This is a genomic window from Pseudomonas sp. MWU318 (genome assembly GCF_016756945.1).
Taxonomy (GTDB): Bacteria; Pseudomonadota; Gammaproteobacteria; order Pseudomonadales; family Pseudomonadaceae; genus Aquipseudomonas; species Aquipseudomonas putida_A.
In genome coordinates this window covers 398,034-419,421 of record NZ_JAESJL010000005.1, presented here as the reverse complement: position 1 = coordinate 419,421, position 21,388 = coordinate 398,034, and the positions used below count along the sequence as shown (strand labels likewise).

The following is a 21,388-nucleotide window of genomic DNA, read 5'->3' as shown; positions in this document are numbered from 1 at the left end:
CTTGACTTACATGTGCGCGGCCGCAAAGGGGGCCAGACAAAACAAAGCCGCTATCATAGCCGATGCTGTCAAGGGCCTGACAGAGCGCGGCCTATAAAGGAGCGCATTTAATCGCCGGGATTTGAAAAACAGCCTCGAAATTCGCGCCTGTCACGCTAAACTGCGCACCTTGGCCGATGGGCTGAACCGGTATAGGGCGCAAATGTCCCAATACCCACGAATTCCTTATAAAACGCTTCATTGAAAAAGAGCACCGATCATGACTCAAGTCAAACTGACCACCAACTACGGCGACATCGTCATCGAACTGGACGCTGAAAAAGCGCCGATCACCGTTGCCAACTTCCTTGAATACGTTAAGGCCGGTCACTACGAAAACGTAGTCTTTCACCGTGTGATCAAGGGTTTCATGATCCAGGGCGGCGGTTTCCAGCCTGGCATGCAGGAAAAGAAAGACAAGCGCGCCAGCATCCAGAACGAAGCCGACAACGGCCTGAAGAACGAGAAGTACACCCTGGCCATGGCCCGCACCATGGACCCGCATTCGGCCTCGGCGCAGTTCTTCATCAACGCCACCAACAACAGCTTCCTCAACCACACTGCCAAGACCGCTCAGGGCTGGGGTTATGCCGTGTTCGGTAAAGTCGTTGCCGGTACCGACGTAGTCGACAAGATCGAAGGCGTGGCCACCACTTCCAAGGCCGGTCACCAGGACGTGCCGAAAGACGACGTGATCATCGAGAAAGCCGAGATCATCGAAGCGTGATATTGCTGATTTCAGACTTGCATCTGGAAGAGGAGCGCCCGGACATTACCCGGGCGTTTCTGGATTTGCTCGCCGGACGCGCCCGCTCGGCGAGTGCGTTGTACATCCTCGGCGACTTTTTCGAGGCGTGGATTGGCGACGATGCCATGACGCCCTTCCAGCGTTCCATCTGCCAGGCCCTGCGCGAACTGAGCGACAGCGGCACGGCGATCTTTCTGATGCACGGCAATCGCGACTTCCTGCTCGGCAAGGCCTTCTGCAAAGAAGCCGGCTGCACCCTGTTGAAGGACCCGAGTGTCGTGCAGTTTTACGGCGAGCCGGTGCTGCTGCTGCACGGCGACAGCCTGTGCACCCGCGACGAAGCCTACATGAAGCTGCGGCGCTACCTGCGTAACCCGATCACCCTGTTCATCCTGCGCCACCTGCCGCTGAGCACCCGCCACAAACTGGCGCGCAAGCTGCGCAGCGAAAGCCGCGCGCAGACGCGGATGAAGGCCAATGACATTGTTGATGTCACGCCTGAGGAAATTCCGCGGATCATGCAGCAATACGCGGTGAAAACCCTGATTCACGGGCATACCCATCGTCCGGCGATCCACAAGCTGCAGCTCGGCGAGCAAGCGGCGAAGCGGATTGTGCTGGGGGACTGGGATCGTCAGGGTTGGGCGTTGCAGGTGGATGAGAACGGGTTTGCCCTCGCGCCGTTCGACTTCGCCCCGCCGCCAGCCCTGCCCGCTCCCGCAATCTAAAAGCCAAGATCAAAAGATCGCAGCCTGCGGCAGCTCCTACAAGAAAACGCATTCCAATGTAGGAGCTGCCGCAGGCTGCGATTTTTTAGCGATCACCGCACAATCAATGACCGGACGCAGCCGGCCCGGCCTTCGCCGCAAACGGTGGCTTCGCCAGCCACACAATCAGAATCAGCCCCATGAACCCCCAGCCCAGCAACGTGAAGTAATCCACGGTGGAAAGCATGTACGCCTGGCTGGTGAGGATCTGATCCATCTGCGCGTACGCCGATTGGCTCGCGCCGCCTAAATGGTTCAAGGTCTCGCGGGTCGCCGGTTCGAAGGTACTGATGCTTTCGCTCATGTACGCATGATGCTGATCGGCGCGGCGAATCCAGATCCACGTGGTCAACGATGCCGCAAAGCTGCCGCCCAGGGTGCGCAGGAAGGTTGCCAGGCCTGCGCCGTCGGCGATCTGGCTTGGCGGCAGGTCGGACATCAGGATGCTCAGGGTCGGCATGAAGAACAGCGCCACGCCGATACCCATGAACAGCTGCACCAGAGCGATGTGCTGGAAGTCCACCTCGTTGGTGAACTCGGCGCGCATGAAGCAGCTCAGGCCAATCGCGAGGAACGCCAGACCGGCCAGCAGGCGCAGGTCGAACTTGTTCGCGTACTTGCCGACAAACGGCGACAGCAACACCGGCAGAATCCCGATCGGCGCCACGGCCAGACCGGCCCAGGTCGCGGTGTAACCCATCTGGGTTTGAAGCCACTGCGGCAGGATCAGGTTGATGCCGAAGAAACCGGCGTATCCAAGGACCAGCACCAGCGTGCCGATGCGGAAGTTGCGATGCGCGAACAGGCGCAGGTTGACCACCGGATGCTGGTCGGTCATTTCCCAGATCACAAACACCGCCAGCGCGATCACCGAAATCGCCGCGCCGATGATGATGAAATTCGACTCGAACCAGTCCAGGTCATTGCCCTTGTCGAGGATCACCTGCAACGCGCCGACGCCGATGATCAACGTGATCAGGCCGACGTAATCCATCGGTTGGCGACTGGTTTCCACCGGGCGCTTGGCCAGTTGTGAGCGCACCACCATCACCGCAAAGATGCCGATCGGTACGTTGATGAAGAAGATCCACGGCCAGCTGTAGCTATCGGTGATCCAGCCACCAAGAATCGGACCTGCAATCGGTGCGACCACTGTGACCATCGCCAGCAACGCCAGGGCCATGCCGCGCCTCGCGGGGGGATAGACCGCAATCAACAGGGTTTGCGTCATCGGGTACAGCGGCCCGGCCACCAGGCCTTGCAGCACGCGGAAACCGATCAGTTCCGGCATCGAGGTGGAGATACCGCAGAGGAACGAGGCCAGCACGAACAGGATAGTGGCCCAGAGAAACAGCTTCACCTCGCCGAAGCGCCGACTGAGCCAACCGGTCAGCGGCAGTGCGATCGCGTTGCTCACGGCAAACGAGGTAATGACCCAGGTGCCCTGCTCCGAACTCACCCCGAGGTTGCCGGAAATTGTCGGCAACGCCACGTTGGCGATGGTGGTGTCGAGCACTTGCATGAACGTCGCCAGCGACAGGCCGATGGTGCTGAGCAACAGGCTGGGCGGCGTGAAAGAGGCGTTATTGCTCATTGTGAATCCTTTGGAACCGGGTTGGCGCCCTGTCTGTTACAGACACAGCAGCCCTTGTGGGAAAAAATCAATGTTGCAAGGAAACACTGTGGCGAGGGGATTTATCCCCGATAGGCCGCGAAGCGGCCCCTCCTTTGATTCAGAAAAGCCGGGCCTGCTGCGCAGTCCATCGGGGATAAATCCCCTCACCACAGTAAATCTCATCACCTTGAGAACCTGTTCCCACAGGGGAAAGATTCAGCGTTGCGCGGTCTTGCTCACCGCAGCGCTGTTGTCGTGGATCAGCTGCGCAATCATCGCGTCGGCTTCGGCCAGTTGGCGGTCGTAGACGTTGGTGCTGAACGAGGCCTTTTGCGGTGGTTGCTGGGCCAGCACCGGACCGCTCTGGTCATGCAGGTTCACTTCAACGTTGGTCGACAGACCGACCCGCAGCGGATGCTTGGCCAGCTCTTCGGCGTTGATGTGAATCCGCACTGGCACACGCTGGACGATCTTGATCCAGTTACCGGTGGCGTTCTGCGCCGGCAACAGAGCAAACGCGCTGCCGGTACCGGCGCCGAGGCTGTCGACGGTGCCGCTGTATTTCACGCTGCTGCCATAGATGTCGGACTCGATGTCCACCGGTTGACCGATGCGCATGTCACGCAGTTGGGTTTCCTTGAAGTTGGCGTCGATCCACAGTTGATCCAGCGGAATCACCGCCATCAGCGCAGTGCCCGGCTGCACACGCTGACCGAGTTGCACGGTGCGTTTGGCGACGTAACCGGTGACTGGCGCGATCAGCGTGCTGCGGGCGTTGGTCAGGTACGCCTGACGCAGATCCGCTGCGGCGGACATCACGTCCGGGTGCGACGAAACCACGGTGTCATCGACCAGCGCGCTGGTAGTTTTCAGTTGTTGCCTGGCGTTGGCCAAGGCGTTTTGCGCCGAGGTCAGGTCGTCGCGGGCGTGGGACAGTTCTTCCTGGGAAATCGCCCCGCCAGCGGCGAGGTTTTTCCGGCGGTTGTAGTTGTCCTGCGCTTTCTGTACTTCTGCCTGTTGCGCGTTGACCTGGGCTTTCATGCCATCGACGTTGCTGTACAGGCCGCGCACCTGGCGCACGGTACGCGCCAGTTTTGCCTGAGCACTTTGCAGGCCGACTTCGGCGTCGTTCGGGTCAAAGTTGATCAGCACCTGACCTTCCTGAACCAGATCACCATCGTCAGCGCCAATGCTGACCACGGTGCCAGTGACCAGCGGGGTGATCTCCACGACGTTGCCGTTGACGTAGGCGTCGTCGGTGCTTTCGTTGAAGCGCCCGATGAATTCGTGATACGCCCAGACGCCAGCACCGGCGAGCAGGACCACGACGGCCAGCACCAGCAGCATCACTTTGCGCTTGCGCGGATTGCCGGTGTCGGGGGTGTTGGTTTGAGTTTGGGTGTTTTCGGCAGTGGCCATGACAAATACCTGAATTAGTTGTGCGACGTGGCTGGGGTGGCGTTGGCTGCGGTCAGGGTTTCACCCTGAAAGCCGCCGCCCAGCGCTTGCATCAGTTGAATCGACAGGTCGATCTGCTCGGCATTGAGGTTGGCCAGCTGACGCTGGGCCTGCAGCAATTGCTGCTCGATGCTGAGCACGTCCAGGTAGTTGCCGATGCCGGAACCGTAACGCTGGACGACGGTGTTGTAAGAATCCTGAGCAATCTCGGTGGCGTGTTGCTGCGCGCCGATCTGCCGGCCGATGTCACGCAACTGGTTGATCGTGTCGCTGACATCACCGAGGGCTTTCACCAGACTTTTGTTGTACTGCGCCACCGCCAGATCGTAATCGGCGTCGCGCGCATCGAGGTTGGCGCGCAGGCGCCCGCCGTCGAAGATCGGCACCGAAATGGTCGGGGCGATGCTGAAGAAGCGACTGGCCGACCCGAACATTGCGTCACCCAACAAGGATTCGGCACCGGCCGAAGCCGTGAGGTTCAAGTTGGGATAGAAGCGGGTTTTCGCCGAGTCGATGTCCTTGCTCGCGGCCTCAACGCGCCAGCGCGCAGCGACCAGATCCGGACGCCGACCGAGCAGTTCCGCCGGCAATACCGACGGCACCGCCACAGCACTGGCTTGCAGAACTTTCGGTCGAGCAATTTCGTTGCCGCGATCCGGGCCTTTGCCGAGCAGTACGGCCAGGGCGATTTTCGCGCTGTTCAGACGTTTTTCAGCGTCGATCAGGCTGGCTTCGGAACTGGCCTCAAGGCTTTGGGTTTGCTGGAACTGGTACTGGCTGTCGATCCCGGCACTCAAGCGGCGCTGGCTCAGATCGAGCATCTGTTTGGTGCGTTTCAGATCGTCGTTGGCCAGGTCGTAAACGATATGCGCCTGACCCAGATCGCTGTAGGCCCGGGCCACGTCGGCGGCGAGGGTCAATTGCGCGGCCTGACGGTCGACTTCGGCAGCGCGAGCCTGACCGAGTGCAGCTTCCCAGGCATCACGCTGGCCGCCCCACAGGTCGAAGTTGTAATTGAAACCGGCGCTGACGTTACGCACGGTCGCATAGGCATCGCCCTGCCCGCGCGGGTCCTGATCCTTGGCCAGACGCGAACGGCTGATGCCGGCGCTGGCGTCGAGGGTCGGATAGCGTTCGGCATCAGCGGCATACGCGGCGGCGCTGGCCTGATGCGCGCGGGCTTCGGCGATCTGCATGTCCGGGCTGTCGTGCAGCGCTTCGCGGATCAGACCGTCGAGTTGCGGATCGCCAAGGCTGGTCCACCAGTCGCTTTTCGGCCAGGCGGCCGGCGACAGGGTCACGCCGTTGAGCGACTGGCCGACTTTCAGGCTTTTCGCGTCGAGGTTTTTGCCCTGAGTATCGAGGCCGCTGTAATTGGCGCAGCCGGCGAGGATCATCGCCGACAGCACCAGGGTCAGGCTGGTGCGCAAGGTTTTACCGCTCATTGTGTTCACCTAACCGCTGGATAGTGATCGGGTCACCGGCTGCCAGCAGGATTTTCTTGAGGATGTATTCCAGGGTCTTCAACTCGTCCGTGGTGACGGCGCCGGCCAGTTCATTCATTGCATCGGCGCCGATGTGCGGCAGGCGATCGGCCAATTGCTGGCCCTGCTCGGTGAGCTTGAGCTGCACCTGACGGCGATCGCCTTCGCTGCGTTGGCGAGCCAGGAAACCTTTCTGCTCCAGACGATCAAGCATGCGTGTCATCGAACCGCTGTCCAGCGACAAATGCCGGCACAGCTCGGCCGGGGTGTCGACGCCGAACTGGGCCATGATGATCAACACCTTGAACTGCGCGGCGGTGATGCCGTGGGGTTCCATGTGGGTGTCGATGATCTTGTCCTTGAGCAGCGCAGCACGGCCAAGCAACAGGCCGAGATGGCAATGTTTGAATTCGTCCGGGGTGAAATGCTTCATGTGCTTACCTAATAACTGCCTAGGCAGTGAATGTATGTCGAGATGTTACTGCCTAGGCAGCGAATGTCAACGTAATAGTTAGGTTGCTTTGTAATTAGTTGACCAGTGGACTGGGTTTTGTGTTTGGCGGGCGGACGCTATCGCTGGCAAGCCAGCGATTGGAACAACCCGGTTTAAAGCCGATCAGACTTCGTCGGAAGGACGGGCAGCCGCCGGAGGCTGGAGGGGATGCACTTCGCGCCCGCGCAAAGCAGTCACTGCATAACCGCAGGCACGCTTGGTCACCGCATACATGCTGTGCCAGCCCGGCGGTGCCGGCTCGATCGCGGCATGCAGCGCCCGGGCGTAATCAAGCACCAGACCGGGCGTCCAGGCCATCACTTCGGCGCGTTTACGCACCTGCGCCGCCACCCAGAACTCGGGGCTGAGTATCACTCGGGCGAAATCGAGCATGCTCGAACGCCCGCGATTCATCGCCCCTTCAAGGGCTGCTTCGAGGCTGTGGGCGACGGCACTGGAGCAGTTGCGGCTGGTGAGGTTGTACGTGCTGTTCTGTCGATACTCAGCCCAGAACGCCTGCAACCGCCGGGCGTCATAGTGAGCAAAACTGACCTGAACCGAAGACAGGCACCAGTCGGCCACCTCCCCTGCATAGTCCGGCAGAAACCGCCCGGCGACATCGTTGTTCGGCGTCGCCCGCAGCAAGCGCACGAAATCCCCCGCCGAACGATCGATGTCGTCCAGCGGGTAATGGCTGATGTAAATGTCCGGGCCACATTCCAGTGCCGCGTGGCCGGCGGAGATCACGCCGTTGATGTCGACCGCGGCGATATAACGATTGAGCAGACGGTTGCGCACCAGAGTGTCATCGACGGTGCCGCTGGGGGTCCAGACATGGATCACCAGCGCGGTGCTGGGGGCCGGCCCACCGACCGAGGCCGGACTCGCCAACGGTGGCTGGTGTTTGAAGCGCAGTGATTGGCGCAACAACGCGCAGCCCGAAAGAAAGATGCTCATGCCAATGCAGAACGGCACCGTGCCCTTATACAGCGTCGGATACGGTTCGAGGATGAACAGGCCAAAGGTGATTTCGAACAATCCGGTGAGCAGCGACAGTCGCCAACCGACAAAGCGCACCACCACCGCCGCCGCCAGCCGAAAGCCGCCATCGAGCAGAAACGCCACACCGAACAGCACTGCCAGAATCAGGCTGGCGACATGTTGCCGGTCGACGATCAGCAGCCCAAGCAGCAGGAACGCCAGACCGCGCGCCTTGCGCAAAGCGGCGGCGGTTCCGGTCTGCGGTGCCGGCACCAACAGAATGATCAGGGCCTCGAGTAACAGCAGATAGCCAAAGACATGCAGCGGGAAATACAGCACGCCGTCCAGTGCATCGATGAAGATCGCCACCCCGGCCGCGCCCCAGACAATGCCGGTCAGCGCCAGCGTCGACCAACGGTTACGGACAAAGTCATTACCGAGCAAGACCATACTCAAGCGGACCATAGGCGCAACCGGCAAGGTTTTGAGGGTTCGGTGAGTCTAATACATCCTGGAAAAACCGGATCGCAGCGTCACGACCCGGCTATTGGCCACGTTCTCAGAAATCGCGCTTGTAGAAGATATCCAGCGAACTGGCGACACCGCTGGCGGCTTCGACATAAACCTTCTTGCTCAGCTTGTAACGCAGCGCGATGGTGTTGGCCGGCTCGAACACGCCGACGCCATAACGCAGGCTGAGTTTCTCGGAGATGTTGCCGCTGGCGACCACGCTGGTGGTGTTGCCACTGCCCTGGGTGTCGAGCTGGAAGTCCTGAATCCCCAGGTCTTTGGCCAGGCCGCTGGTGACCCCGGAACTGCCCATCAAGCCCAGGCCCAATGCTGCTTGCGCGAGCATGTTGTTGTCTTCGCCGTTGGTGCTCAGCGGACGCCCCAGTACCAAGTAGGACAAGGCCTGCTCCTGACTCATGGCCGGTTCGGAGAAGATCTGCGTGGTCGGTTGCTCGGCGCTGCCGCTCAGGCGGATACCGGCGATCACGTCGTCGGTCTGGCGGATCGCCTCGATATCCAGATACGGCTGATCGATCGGACCGGCAAACAACAGACGCGCCCGGCGCACGTTCAGGCGCTGGCCGTAGGCGCGGTATCGGCCGTCGTTGAGCCACAGCTCGCCACGGGTGTCCATATTGTCGCCGATGTGCACGTGACCTTGCAGGTTGGCGGTCAGGCCGAACCCGGCGAAGCTCAGTTTGTCTTCGCCGACCACCACGTCGATGTCCATTTTCATCGCCATCGGTGGTTTACCCTCTTCGGTCTGCGCCCCGACGATGATCGTGTCGTCGGACACTTTCACCGTCGACGGCGGCAGTTCACGCACGGTGATTTCGCCTCGCGGCACCTGTACCTTGCCGGCAATTTTCAGCTCATCGCCGGCCATGGAAATCTTCAGGTCCGGCGCCACTTCCAGTTTGGCGTAAGGCTCGACGGTGACCGGCAATTGCGTGCCCTTGAGCGCCAGATCGACTATCAGCGCCTGGCCCCAGGCGACGTTGCCATTGAGGCTGCCCTGGCCGGTCTTGCCGCTGTTCCAGCCGCCGTCTAGACGCACGGACTCACCGGCAATCACTGCTTGCAGTTGCAGGTTCTTGAGTTCCATCGGCAGCTCGGCGCCGGAAACTTCGCCGTCGCTGAGTTTCACCGTGCCGTTGACCAGCGGCGCCAGCAGCCCGCCGGAAATCGTGCCGCTGCCGTTGAGGCGCCCGGTGAGTTTCTCGACCATCGGCACAAACGGCCGCGCCACCGACAAGTCCAGCCCGGAGAGACGGAACGAGCCGCTCAGCGGTTTGTTTTTCGGCAGCGGATTGAGCTGTGCCTGCACCATCAATTCGCCGAGCTTGCCGCCGACGAAGTTGAGTTCGGTGTCCACGCGCTTCGGTGTGAGTTTGCTGGTGAGCTTCAGGGTCTGGTACGGGAAGTCCAGCCACTGATCCTTTTCCTTCATGCGCAAGGTGCCGCCGCTGGCGTCGACGCTGACCACGCCGTTGGGGCCGCTGGCTGGCAGGTCCAGTTGCAGGTCGGCGTTGAGCTTGCCCTGCCAGGCAAAGTCTTTCGGCAACCATTGTGCGAGGCTTTCGATCGGAAACTGCTTGAGGTGATAGCGCAGTTTCGGCTCCGGCAGCAGGCGCTGATCTTCACCGCACAGACTGGCATTACCGGACATCCAGCAATGCGCGCCGAAGTTGATCTTGCCGTCGGCGAGGCGTTCGAGTTTGGCCGGGCTCTGCAGTTTCCAATCCTGGCCGCCGGCCTGAATATCGCCGCTGGCCAAACGACCGCGCCAGTTACCCTTGTCCAGATTGCCATCAAGGCCGAGGGCCAGTTTCAACTTCGGCCCGAGCAGGTCGAGGTTGAGTTTCTGGCTCTTGATGTCGCCCTGCGCGCTGGCGGTCAACACGCCGAGGTTCGTGTCGCCGGCCTGAATGCCGCTGCCCTTGAGATCGATCTTCGCCCGTTGCGCACTGTCGAGCGTGGCGTCGAGGTTGAGGCTTTGCAGGCGATTGTCCTGGAACGCCAGTTGCGAACCTTGCAGGCCGAGCTTGCCTTGCGGCGCCTTCAGCGTACCGGCAACGTTGACCTGACCCGTGACCTGCCCGCGCAACTGCGGCCAGAGCTGGGCCAGACGCGTCAGTTTGATGTCGATCTGCCCGGTGAGCTTCCGTTGCAGACTGCCCTTGCCGCTGATGCTGTTGTCGCCGAGGCGGATTTGCAGGGCGTTGAGGTTCCATTGCTCACCGGCACCGTCGGCCTTGGCCTGGAGGATTGCCGGTTGCCCGCGCAATTTGCCTTTGAGGTCGAGGTCGGCGCTGAGGCTCAGGCGATCGTTCTTCATTTCGCCTTTGCTGCGCAGCGGCCCGGCCAGGGTGCCCGGCAACTCCGCAACCCAGTACGCCGGGTTCAGCGCAGAGAGATCCAGAGCGGTGTCCCAAGCGATGCCATCGGCGAACTGCACGTTGACATGCCCTTCGGCCTTGCCCTGCCCGGCCTGCATTTTCAATTGCGGTAAGGCGATCTGTTTCAGATTGCCGCTGAACGGACTGCTCAGGCTGAACGCCCCCGCCGGGCCATCGAGGTCGGCGCCGAAGTTACCGAGGTACTGACCGTCGGTGTAGGAGACTTCGCCGGTGAAGGTGCGCAAGGCGACTTGCGGTTCGTCGATTTCGTTATACAGCCGATGCCACGGAAAATCCTGCCAGTTGATGCTGGCCTGAGCCGTGAGGCCCTTGCTCCAGTCAACGCTGCCGGTGAGCTTCAGGCTTTGCTTGTCATTGGCACTCAGGTCGAGGCCGGCGATCTGCGCGCCGCTGGCATCGACCTTGCCTTTGAGCAGCAACGCCACCGGGCCTTTATCGGCGGGCAGCGTGGCATTGCCGTTTAACTGGTAACCGTTTTTCAAGTCACCTTCGCCGGTCAAAACCAGTTGATTGAGTTGCAGAGTGTCCGGCAGATCGGCGCTCGGTTTGAATGCCTCGGAGGTGATACGCACCTTGGCCGGCAGGTTTTCCGCCAGCGGTTGCAGTTCGCCGCTCAACTGGCCGTCGAGGTAACCGTGGCTGTCGGCGTGCAGGTTGAGGGTTTTCAGCAGATCGCCGTCGACTTTCAACGCCAGCGTCCATGGGCCAGTGCCTGGGGACGGCAGGCTCAGGTCACCGGCGATGTTCAGCGGCCAGTTGCCGGTCGGTTGCAGCAGGCCGGAGAGGTTCAGGCTGAGGTCGTCGCGCTGCAATTTCACGCTGTCGATCTGCAGGCCCTGGGCCGTCCAGTGCGCCGCCAGTTGCAGGCCCTTGAGCTGCTCGCTGCCGTTGAACAGCAGGCTGCCGACTTGTACGTCACCGAGTTCGATGGCCACCGGTAGTTGCAGATCCGGCAGTTTGATCGGGCCACTTTCAGTGGTTTCCTCACTCGGCGGGAATTGCAGGATCACCTGATCGGCCTTGAGCTGTTCGATGCACAAAGTCATGCGGGTCAGGCACAGCGGCGACCAGGCGAAGATCGCCTGGTTCAGTTCGACCCGGCTGCTGCCCTGCTGCCACAGCAGATGATCGGCGCTCCATTGGCCGCCGAGGCGACCCTGGAAATTCTCCACGCTCAGACCCGGCACCAGGCTCAGCGCCCAACGGCTGCCGGCCTGCGTCCCGAGTACGGCTGCGATGTTCAATACAACCAACAGCACCAGCGCCAACAGCGCCAGTGCCGATATTTTCAAACCACGCTTCACAGCTCAGGCCCCATGGAAAAGTGCAGCCGGATGCCGCCGTCGTCGTCCAGCGCGTGGGCCAGGTCGAGGCGGATCGGCCCCACCGGCGAGACCCAGCGCACACCGATACCGACCCCGGTCTTGAGGTTCGGCAGTTCGAGTTTGTTGAAGGAGTTGCCCTGGTCGACGAAGGTCGCGATTCGCCATTTCTCGGCAATCGAATACTGGTACTCGACGCTGCCAGCGACCATGTAGCGTCCGCCAATACGGTCGCCCTTGGAGTTTTCCGGGGACAGACTCTGGTAGTCGTAACCGCGCACGCTCTGATCGCCACCGGCGAAGAAACGCAGGGACGGCGGCACCGAGTTGTAACCGTTGGTGGCGCTGCCGCCGACCTGCACCCGACCGAGGAAGCGGTGGTTGTCGAACACCGTGGTCAGGCCTTTGATCAACGCTGTGCCATATAAAAGGTTGTTGTCCGAACCGAGGCCTTCCTTCGCCACCTTGCTTTCAAAGGTCAGGCGATAGCCGTTGTGCGGGTCGATGCGGTTGTCGCTTTTCAGGTACGAATAACTGATGCCGGGCATCAGCAGCGTACTGAGGCCAGAGTCATCGCCGAGTTCATATTCTTCGCGCTGCCATTTCAGCGAGATCACTCGCTGCCAGCCGCTGGGCAACTTGCTGTGCCATTCCGGGCCAAACGTCAGCAGCTTGCTCAGGGTGTCCGAGCCGTCGATATCTTCGTATTGATAACCACCGGCCCAGCGCAGTTTGTCGGTCAGCGGCGGGTCGAGCGGGATGTCATAGAACAACCCGACGTTCTGCCGTGGCGCCGACAATTCGGCTTCCCAGCCGTAACTGTCGCCCTGCGGGTTGACCCAGTGGCGTGTCCAGTTGGCCTTGATCCGCGGGCCGACGTCAGTCGAATAACCGAGGCCCAGGCCCATGGTCCGTGGTTTGCGCGTGTCGAGTTTGACGTCGACCGGAATCACATCGTTTTTCGCCGCCGTCGGCGCAGCATCGACGCGCACACCTTCGAAGTAGCCGCTCGATTGCAGGTCGCGGTTGAGTTCGGCGATCAGCTCGGAGTCGTAGGGCTCGCCTTCCTTGAACGGCACCATGCGTTGCAGCAGGTCTTCGTCGAACGGCGTATCGCCCTCGAAACTGACTTTGCCCAGCGCATAACGCGGGCCGCTGTCGTAGATCAATTCAACGTCGGCCACCCCGGCACGCGGGTCGACCAAAAGTTTCTGGCTGGTGAAATGGCCACTGAAGAAGCCGAAGCGCGAGGCCTGGTTCTGGATCAGGCGTTTGGCGTCTTCATAACGCCCATGGTTAAGCACCGCGCCGGACTTGAGCGTGTCACTGCTCGGCACACGAAAGGATTTGAGGGAGGCGGCAGGCCCGTCGACGCGGATGGTCACATTGCGCAGACGAATCGGCTCGCCGGGATCGATGTTCAGCACCAGGCGCGGTTTTTCGCCGCCCTTCACGTCACTGTCGATCTGCGGCTGGTAATAACCCAAGGCCTGCGCGGCTTTGCGCGCCTGCTCCTCGGCCCCGCGACTGAAGCGCAGCAAGGCTTCTTCATCACGATCGCCGAGGCTGCCGATATAGCCTTCTATATTGGCCTTGAGTTCGTCGTTGGACGGTTTGATCCGCACGTCCAATTCACTTTGCGCCAGCGCCGCGCAGCTGGTTAACAGCATGAGCACGCCACTGGTAAATCTTCCTGGAAACTTCATAGGCGCGGATGCTATCACGGGCTTGGGAGCGTGATAGAACAGGAAATTTCCTGAAAAGTTCTATGGCTAAGCCGTTGCAGTTTGTAACACCTGCGGATTGGCGTGGAAAAACACGTGCTCGCGCACCGGGCCGACGGCCACTTCGCCGATCTCTTCGTAGCCCTGGCGTTTATAGAATTCCAGGTAACGCGGGTTGCCGGTGTCGAGCACCACGCCTTGCGAGGTTTCGTCCACCGCGCACCAGTTGTGCACGGCGGTCAGCAACTGCTCGCCGAAGTGTTTGCCCTGAAACTGCGGATGAATCCCCAGCAGCGGCAGCATGTGCACCGAATCGCTGGGCACGCAGGCGGCCACTGCATCGTGGTATTCCAGATAGCGCCGGGTGCAGCGGAATCCGGTGCTGAGCACCATGCGCAGGCGCCACGCCCAACTCTCGGTGATGCCCAGGCGACGCTGCGGCGGCGCGATCAGGGCGATGCCGATCAGCCGGTCGTTGACTAACAGGCCGATGGCCGGCTGATCCTGCAGAAAGTGCTGTTTGACCAGTTCACGCACCGTGGCCCGCACGCGCTGCTCGTAACCTGGCCGCTCGGCCTCGAACAGGTAACCGAAGGTCGGCTCGTGGCGATAGGCCTGATACAGCAGCGATCGGGCTTCGCGCGAGTAACCGCGGTCGAGCATGTGGATGTCGGCGATGGCGGTCTGGGTTTCAGGCATGACGGTGATTCTCCCCCGGGGCGCGGCTCAAATGACTGCGCTCTTGATGGTACGAACCTTTTGCGGGTGGCGCAGTTCCCCACAGGTATAGACCAACTCGGGATCTTCATCGACCGGGCGGGCCTCATCGCTGGCAAGCCAGCTCCCACAGTGCCTGCGTCGCACACAAAATATGTGAACACCATTGAGCCTGTGCGAGCTGGCTTGCCAGCGATGGGGCCCCTACAGACAGCACACATCTGACAGAACACAGCGAATCTGCTTACCCCACACTGGCCCCCATCCCACATGTCAGCTAGCATCGCCCTTTTGCCAGGACTGCCGACCATGAAGATTGTTTCCTTCAACATCAACGGACTGCGCGCCCGTCCGCATCAGCTGGCAGCGCTGATCGAAAAGCATCAGCCGGACGTGATCGGCCTGCAGGAAACCAAGGTTCACGACGACCAGTTCCCGCTGGAAGAAGTGCGCGCGCTGGGCTACCACGTTTATTTCCACGGGCAGAAAGGCCATTACGGCGTCGCGCTGCTGTCGCGCAAAGAACCGATTGCGATCCACAAAGGTTTCGCCAGCGATGAAGAAGACGCGCAGCGCCGCTTTATCTGGGGCACCTTCGCCGACGCCAATGGCGTGCCGGTGACCATCATGAACGGCTACTTCCCGCAGGGCGAAAGCCGCGATCACCCGACCAAATTCCCGGCCAAGCAACGCTTTTACAGCGACCTGCAAACCCTGCTGGAAAGCCAGTTCCACAACGAACAACCGTTGGTGGTGATGGGCGATGTGAACATTTCCCCGGAAGACTGCGACATCGGCATCGGCCCGGACAACATGAAGCGCTGGCTGAAAACCGGCAAATGCAGCTTCCTGCCGGAAGAGCGCGAGTGGATGGCCCGCCTGAAAAGCTGGGGCCTGACCGACAGCTATCGTCACCTGAACCCGGACGTGACCGATATGTTCAGCTGGTTCGACTATCGCAGCCGTGGTTTTGAAGACGAACCGAAGCGCGGGCTGCGTATCGACGTGATCCTCGCCTCCCATGGTTTGCTGCCAAGGGTCAAGGATGCGGGCGTGGACTATGAACTGCGCGGGATGGAAAAACCGTCGGATCATGCGCCGATCTGGCTTGAGTTGAGCTGATATTGGTCAAGATCAAAAGATCGCAGCCTCCGGCAGCTCCTACATTGGAACGCGTTTTCCTGTAGGAGCTGCCGAAGGCTGCGATCTTTTGATCTGTCATGTTTTGGTCATGCGCCTGACTTAATCTCCCCGGCAATCCCCTTGGCTTGATTCGGTGCCGGCATGACCCTGCGTGTTCTGTTCGCTTTTGTGTCGAGTGCATGGCTGACGGTCAGCGCCGCCACCCTGCCCATCCCTGAAAACGGCCCGGCATTGCGCATTCAGGGTTCCAACACCATTGGCGCCGATCTCGGCCCGGCGTTGGTTGAAGGTTTTCTGCAGGACCAGGGCCTGCTGAAAATTCACCGCGAGAACCCCGACGCCGCCAACGAACAACACATCGTCGGCCAGACCGCCCAAGGCAAACGGGTGGTGATTGAAGTCGCCGCCCACGGTTCCAGCACCGGATTCACCGCGCTGAAAAGCGCCAGTGCCGACCTCGCCGCCTCCTCCCGACCGATCAAGGACAGCGAACTGCTCAGCCTGCAAGCGCTCGGCGATCTGAAAAGCGCCGCCGCCGAGCAGGTGATTGCCATCGACGGCCTGGCGATCATCCTTAACCCCGGCAACCCACTGCAGCAACTGGACACCGAGCAACTGGCGCGGATCTTCGCCGGTGAGGTGAAAACCTGGGAAGACCTCGGCGGTCGCGGCGGCGCGATTCATTTATATGCGCGGGATGATCAATCCGGCACTTACGACACGTTCAAGGAACTGGTGCTGGGTCGGCGTGGGAAAAGTCTGAGTTCCAGTGCGAAACGCTTCGAATCCAGCGAGCAATTGTCCGACGCGGTGAGCAGCGATCCGCAGGGTATCGGTTTCATCGGTCTGCCTTATGTGCGCCAGGCCAAAGCCGTGGCGATTGCCGACGGCGCATCGCAATCGATGTTGCCGCTTAACAGTCTGATTGCCACTGAGGACTATCCGCTGTCGCGACGCCTGTTCTTTTATCTGCCGCCCGGCAACCAGAATCCGTGGGCATCGGCACTGGTGGCGTTTGCGCAAAGCCCACAGGGCCAGAAGATTGTCGCGGCCAACGGCTTCATCAGCCAGACCGTGCACGCGATGACCGTGACACCGAATGCGCTGATGCCCGAGGGTTATCAATCCCTCAGCCGCCATGCCCAGCGTCTGACGGTGAATTTCCGTTTCGAGGAAGGCAGCGCCAGCCTCGACAACAAGGCGCGGCAGGATCTGGCGCGGGTGCTCGACTATATACAGCGCCACGACAAGACCGAGCGCGCGGTGACGCTGGTGGGGTTTGGCGACGAGAAAGACGATCCGGCCCGCGCCGACCTGTTATCGAAACTGCGGGCGATGGCGGTGCGCCGCGAACTGGTGAAGAACGGCGTGGTGATGCGCGAAGTGCGCGGGTTTGGCGCGTTGATGCCGGTGGCGGCGAACAGTGCGGATGAAGGCAGGATCAAGAATCGGCGGGTTGAGGTTTGGGTGTATTAGACCTGATGTTGATGCACTGAATCGGCTTAAGTCATCGCTGGCAAGCCAGCTCCCACAGTGTCCGAGTCGTACACAAAATTCATGTACGTTCAAAAAAACTGTGGGAGCTGGCTTGCCAGCGATGAACGATAACTTGGTCTAGGATCAGCGCTCGCTGCGCAGCATTTCCTTCGGCACGTACTTGCCGATCTCGAACTTGCCGATCGCCGCGCGGTGCACTTCGTCCGGGCCGTCGGCCAGGCGCAGGGTGCGCTGCATGGCGTACATATAGGCCAGCGGGAAATCGTTGGAAACCCCGGCCCCGCCGTGGATCTGGATCGCCCGGTCGATCACCCGCAGCGCCACGTTCGGTGCGACGACCTTGATCTGCGCGATCTCGCTCTTCGCTACTTTGTTGCCGACGGTGTCCATCATGTACGCCGCTTTCAGGGTCAGCAGGCGCGCCATGTCGATTTCCATCCGCGAGTCGGCGATTTTGTCGACGTTACCGCCCAGACGCGCCAGCGGTTTGCCGAACGCGGTGCGGCTCACCGAGCGTTTGCACATCAATTCCAGCGCACGTTCAGCCATGCCGATCGAGCGCATGCAGTGGTGAATCCGCCCTGGACCGAGGCGACCCTGAGCTATTTCGAAGCCGCGACCTTCGCCGAGCAGGACGTTTTCGTAAGGCACGCGCACGTTGTCGAACAACACTTCGGCATGCCCGTGCGGGGCATCGTCGTAGCCAAACACCGGCAGCGGACGGACGATTTTCACCCCGGGGGTGTCGACCGGCACGAGGATCATCGAGTGCTGCGCATGACGCGGCGCGTCGGGATTGCTCAGGCCCATGAAGATCAGGATCTTGCAGCGCGGATCGCAGGCGCCGGAAGTCCACCACTTCTTGCCGTTGATCACCCACTCATCGCCATCACGCACGGCGCGGGCGGCCATGTTGGTGGCATCTGACGAGGCCACGTCCGGCTCGGTCATGGCGAACGCCGAGCGGATCTCGCCGCGCAGCAGCGGTTCGAGCCAGCGCTGCTTCTGCTCTTCGTTGGCGTAGCGCACCAGCACTTCCATGTTGCCGGTGTCCGGCGCCGAGCAGTTGAACGGCTCCGGCCCCAGCAGCGAGCGGCCCATGATTTCTGCCAGCGGGGCGTATTCCAGGTTGGTCAGGCCGGCGCCGAGTTCCGATTCCGGCAGGAACAGATTCCACAGCCCTTCAGCCTTGGCCTTGGCCTTGAGCTCTTCCATGATCGCGGTCGGCTGCCAGCGATCACCCTCGGCAACCTGGCGTTCAAACACGGCTTCGGCCGGGTAAACGTAAGTGTCCATGAACGCGGTCACGCGCTCACGCAGTTCTTGCACCTTGGGCGAATAAGCGAAATCCATGAGCAATTACCTTCTTTAGGCAGAGGTTGTTCAGATCATGCAATCGATGCTAGAACAGCGCTGATAATTTACCTAGCCTATTCTCGGCGTGTATAAACATTCATCACCGATATATGATCCGCTGATCGTCAGCCCCTAGAACAAGAGAAGCCGCGTTATGAATCTGAGTAAGGTCGACCTCAACCTTTTCATCGTCTTCGACGCGATCTACACCGAAGCCAACCTGACCCGCGCCGGGCAGATTGTCGGGATTACCCAGCCGGCGGTGTCCAACGCGCTGGCGCGGTTGCGCGAGACCTTCAACGATCCGCTGTTCGTGCGCACCGCCCAGGGCATGGTGCCGACACCGATGGCGCAGAACATCATCGGCCCGGTACGCAACGCGCTGTCACTGCTGCGGGTGTCGGTGCAGGAGAGCCGGATCTTCAACCCGGCGCAGGCAGTGAAGACTTACCGCATCAGCATGACCGACCTGACGGAGGCGGTGATCCTGCCGCCGCTGTTCCAGCGTTTGCGGCGTCTGGCGCCGACGGTGATCATTGAAAGTTTCCTGTCCAAACGCCGCGAGACCACCAAGGAACTGGCCGCCGGACGTCTGGATTTCGCCGTGGATGCACCGCTCAACACCGACCCGCAGGTGCGCCACGTCAAGCTGATGGAAGACCGTTACGTCTGTGCGATGCGCAAGGGCCATCCGCTGGCGGGCAAGGAAAAACTCAGTCTCGATGATTACCTGTCGCTGACTCACATTCACATCTCCAGCCGCCGCAGCGGGTTGGGTTATGTCGATTTGGCGCTAGGCAAAATGGGCATTCAGCGCAAGATCGCCCTGCGCTCGCAGCATTATCTGATGGCGTCGCAGGTCATGCAGCAGACCGACATGGTGATGACGGTGCCCGAACGCTTTGCCCGGCGTAATGACTTGCATGCGTTCAACCTGCCGGTCAACGACGTGCCGCCGCTGGAGACTCACCTGTACTGGCATGAAAGCACCGACCAGGATCCAGCAAATCGCTGGATGCGCGAGCAGATCATCGAGTTGTGCCAGCAGGTGGCAGCGCAGGAGAAGAAGCTCGACAAGGTGTAAGTCTTTGCACCGAGTCGCTGGCATCGCGAGCAGGCTCACTCCTACATACGACCGCGTTTCAATTGTAGGAGTGAGCCTGCTCGCGATGAGGCCCACAAGAACACCGCAGATCATCCTTCTTGACGTAAACGTCAACTCGCCATTAGCTTAGCGCCAAGACCTTTTTCCGAGCGCTTTCATGAGCAGCCAGACCTACAGCATTTCCGACCTCGCCCGCGAGCTGGACATCACCACCCGGGCGATCCGCTTTTATGAAGAACAAGGCCTGCTCAGCCCTGAGCGCCGTGGCCAGGAACGCATCTACTCGCCGCGCGACAAGGTCAGCCTGAAGCTGATCCTGCGTGGCAAGCGCATCGGTTTCTCCCTGGCCGAATGCCGTGAGCTGATCGAGCTCTATGACCCGTCCAGCGGTAACACTAAACAGCTCAACAGCATGCTGGCAAAAATCGGCGAGCGCCGCGAACAGCTCGAGCAGCAGTTGCTCGACATCGAACAGATGAAGCTGGAACTCGACACCGCTGAAGAACGCTGCGTGCAGGCGTTGGAGCAGACGCTCAAGGGCCAGCAGGCGAGCTAGTAAACAACACAAATCCCTTGTAGGAGTGAGCCTGCTCGCGATAGCGGTGTGTCAGTCGAGCAAATATTAACTGACTCACCGCTATCGCGAGCAGGCTCACTCCTACAAGGGTTCACCTCGAATTCAGAAGAGCAGGTCAACCCCATGTCCCTCCCCTCTCAAGTACGCCTGATCGAAGTCGGCCCGCGCGATGGCCTGCAGAACGAAGCCCAACCGATCAGCGTGGCTGACAAGGTGCAACTGGTCGACGCCCTGAGCGCCGCCGGCCTTGGTTATATCGAAGTCGGCAGTTTCGTCTCACCGAAATGGGTGCCGCAAATGGCCGGATCCGCCGAGGTGTTTGCGCAGATCCAGCGCAAACCCGGCGTGACCTACGGCGCACTGGCGCCGAACCTGCGCGGTTTTGAAGATGCACTGGCGGCCGGTGTGAAAGAAGTCGCGGTGTTCGCTGCGGCGTCCGAGGCGTTCTCGCAGCGCAACATCAATTGCTCGATCAGCGAAAGCCTGGCGCGCTTCGCACCGATCATGGAAGCGGCGAAACAGCACGGCGTTACCGTGCGCGGTTACGTGTCCTGCGTGCTCGACTGCCCTTATGAAGGCGAGGTCGCACCGGAACAAGTGGCGATGGTCGCCCGCGAGTTGTATGCGATGGGCTGCTACGAAGTGTCCCTCGGCGACACCATCGGCACCGGCACCGCCGGCGCGACCCGGCGGCTGTTCGAAGTGGTGTCGGCGCAAGTGCCACGGGAAAAACTCGCCGGGCACTTCCACGACACCTACGGCCAGGCGATGGCCAACATCTATGCCAGCCTGCTGGAAGGCATCGCGGTGTTCGACAGCTCTATCGCCGGCCTCGGCGGCTGCCCGTACGCCAAAGGCGCGAGCGGTAACGTCGCCACCGAAGACGTGGTGTACCTGCTCAACGGCCTGGGCATCGAGACCGGTATCAACCTGGACGCCTTGATTGCGGCGGGTCAGCAGATCAGCGCGGTGCTCGGTCGCCCGAGCGGTTCGCGTGTGGCCAAGGCCCGTAACGCCCAGTGAGGGCGAAGGTGTTACCGCTGTGTCCGAAACGTGGGCGAAGTCGAGTAACACGGAAACAAATTGTCTGGTTTGCCCTGAAGGAAAAATCCTTCAAAAATACCAACGCCTTGATTTAAAAGGGTTTTAAAAAGTTGGCACGGCTTCTGCTATCTCTATGGCATAACAAGAATAAAAAGCAGCAAACCAATAAAAATAAGACGTACCGACTCTGACATAACAAAAACAACACTGCAGAGACGCAGCTAACAGATTTTTTTGGAGAAGGTGTGCTTTTCAGGGTATTCCTCGGAATGACCCGCAACCGGGCAGAGAACAATAAAACTACCTTCAGGTAGCTCCCGAATCGGTTGGATCGTTTAACGAGAAAGCAGATCAGCGCTCAAAAAAATACGTTTGCTCTTGACCCCGG

16 protein-coding genes are annotated in these 21,388 nt (G+C 60.7%); 7 read left to right on the top strand and 9 right to left on the bottom strand.

Annotation, left to right across the window (positions count from 1 at the left end; translation table 11 throughout):
• Positions 1 to 259: 259 nt before the first annotated feature.
• Entirely contained in the window at positions 260 to 766 is a 507-nt protein-coding gene (locus JN524_RS15000) for a peptidylprolyl isomerase (protein ID WP_134785991.1), read from the top strand.
• Entirely contained in the window at positions 763 to 1,515 is a 753-nt protein-coding gene (gene lpxH / locus JN524_RS14995; protein ID WP_202369825.1) for a UDP-2,3-diacylglucosamine diphosphatase, read from the top strand. Before JN524_RS15000 ends, lpxH begins: the two co-directional genes overlap by 4 nt.
• Positions 1,516 to 1,618: 103 nt before the next feature.
• Here the strand turns inward: lpxH and JN524_RS14990 are convergent, their stop codons facing one another.
• The 8 genes from JN524_RS14990 to JN524_RS14955 form a co-directional block, all read right to left on the bottom strand.
• Positions 1,619 to 3,148 carry a DHA2 family efflux MFS transporter permease subunit gene (locus JN524_RS14990; protein ID WP_027614637.1) on the bottom strand — a complete coding sequence of 510 codons (1,530 nt, stop codon included), beginning with the start codon at positions 3,146 to 3,148 and terminating at the stop codon, positions 1,619 to 1,621.
• Between the two features lie 237 nt (positions 3,149 to 3,385).
• Positions 3,386 to 4,588, bottom strand: coding sequence for an HlyD family secretion protein (locus tag JN524_RS14985; protein ID WP_202369824.1), 1,203 nt, complete (start codon positions 4,586 to 4,588; stop codon positions 3,386 to 3,388).
• 14 nt (positions 4,589 to 4,602) lie between these two features.
• Entirely contained in the window at positions 4,603 to 6,072 is a 1,470-nt protein-coding gene (locus JN524_RS14980) for an efflux transporter outer membrane subunit (RefSeq protein ID WP_097088148.1), read from the bottom strand.
• Entirely contained in the window at positions 6,062 to 6,544 is a 483-nt protein-coding gene (locus JN524_RS14975; protein ID WP_202369823.1) for a MarR family winged helix-turn-helix transcriptional regulator, read from the bottom strand. Before JN524_RS14975 ends, JN524_RS14980 begins: the two co-directional genes overlap by 11 nt.
• Before the next feature lie 183 nt (positions 6,545 to 6,727).
• Entirely contained in the window at positions 6,728 to 8,050 is a 1,323-nt protein-coding gene (locus JN524_RS14970) for a DUF308 domain-containing protein (protein WP_202369822.1), read from the bottom strand.
• Between the two features lie 94 nt (positions 8,051 to 8,144).
• Positions 8,145 to 11,819, bottom strand: coding sequence for a translocation/assembly module TamB domain-containing protein (locus JN524_RS14965; protein WP_202369821.1), 3,675 nt, complete (start codon positions 11,817 to 11,819; stop codon positions 8,145 to 8,147).
• Positions 11,816 to 13,543, bottom strand: a complete 1,728-nt coding sequence (locus tag JN524_RS14960; protein ID WP_202369820.1) for an autotransporter assembly complex protein TamA — start codon at positions 13,541 to 13,543, stop codon at positions 11,816 to 11,818. Before JN524_RS14960 ends, JN524_RS14965 begins: the two co-directional genes overlap by 4 nt.
• A 66-nt stretch (positions 13,544 to 13,609) precedes the next feature.
• Complete coding sequence (locus JN524_RS14955) at positions 13,610 to 14,260, bottom strand: GNAT family N-acetyltransferase (protein WP_007961094.1); 651 nt, start codon at positions 14,258 to 14,260, stop codon at positions 13,610 to 13,612.
• 327 nt (positions 14,261 to 14,587) lie between these two features.
• Here JN524_RS14955 and xthA point away from each other — a divergent pair, with 327 nt between their 5' ends.
• The gene (gene xthA / locus JN524_RS14950) at positions 14,588 to 15,400 is read left to right on the top strand and encodes an exodeoxyribonuclease III (RefSeq protein ID WP_202369819.1); all 813 of its coding nucleotides are present in this window, start codon (positions 14,588 to 14,590) and stop codon (positions 15,398 to 15,400) included.
• Between the two features lie 162 nt (positions 15,401 to 15,562).
• Positions 15,563 to 16,897 (top strand): substrate-binding domain-containing protein, encoded by a 1,335-nt coding sequence (locus JN524_RS14945; RefSeq protein WP_202369818.1) that lies wholly within the window; start codon positions 15,563 to 15,565, stop codon positions 16,895 to 16,897.
• Between the two features lie 144 nt (positions 16,898 to 17,041).
• Here JN524_RS14945 and JN524_RS14940 read toward each other — a convergent pair whose 3' ends face one another.
• Positions 17,042 to 18,271, bottom strand: a complete 1,230-nt coding sequence (locus JN524_RS14940; protein WP_041075051.1) for an acyl-CoA dehydrogenase — start codon at positions 18,269 to 18,271, stop codon at positions 17,042 to 17,044.
• A 157-nt stretch (positions 18,272 to 18,428) separates the two neighbouring features.
• Here JN524_RS14940 and JN524_RS14935 point away from each other — a divergent pair, with 157 nt between their 5' ends.
• The 3 genes from JN524_RS14935 (at position 18,429) to JN524_RS14925 (ending at position 20,979) form a co-directional block, all read left to right on the top strand.
• A complete protein-coding gene (locus tag JN524_RS14935) occupies positions 18,429 to 19,358 on the top strand; it encodes a LysR family transcriptional regulator (protein ID WP_027614626.1) in 930 nt (309 codons plus the stop codon).
• Positions 19,359 to 19,536: 178 nt separating this feature from the next.
• Positions 19,537 to 19,935, top strand: coding sequence for a MerR family transcriptional regulator (locus JN524_RS14930; protein WP_202369817.1), 399 nt, complete (start codon positions 19,537 to 19,539; stop codon positions 19,933 to 19,935).
• A gap of 144 nt (positions 19,936 to 20,079) precedes the next feature.
• On the top strand, positions 20,080 to 20,979 hold the full coding sequence (locus JN524_RS14925) for a hydroxymethylglutaryl-CoA lyase (RefSeq protein WP_202369816.1): 900 nt from the start codon (positions 20,080 to 20,082) through the stop codon (positions 20,977 to 20,979).
• The last annotated feature ends 409 nt before the right edge of the window (positions 20,980 to 21,388 follow it).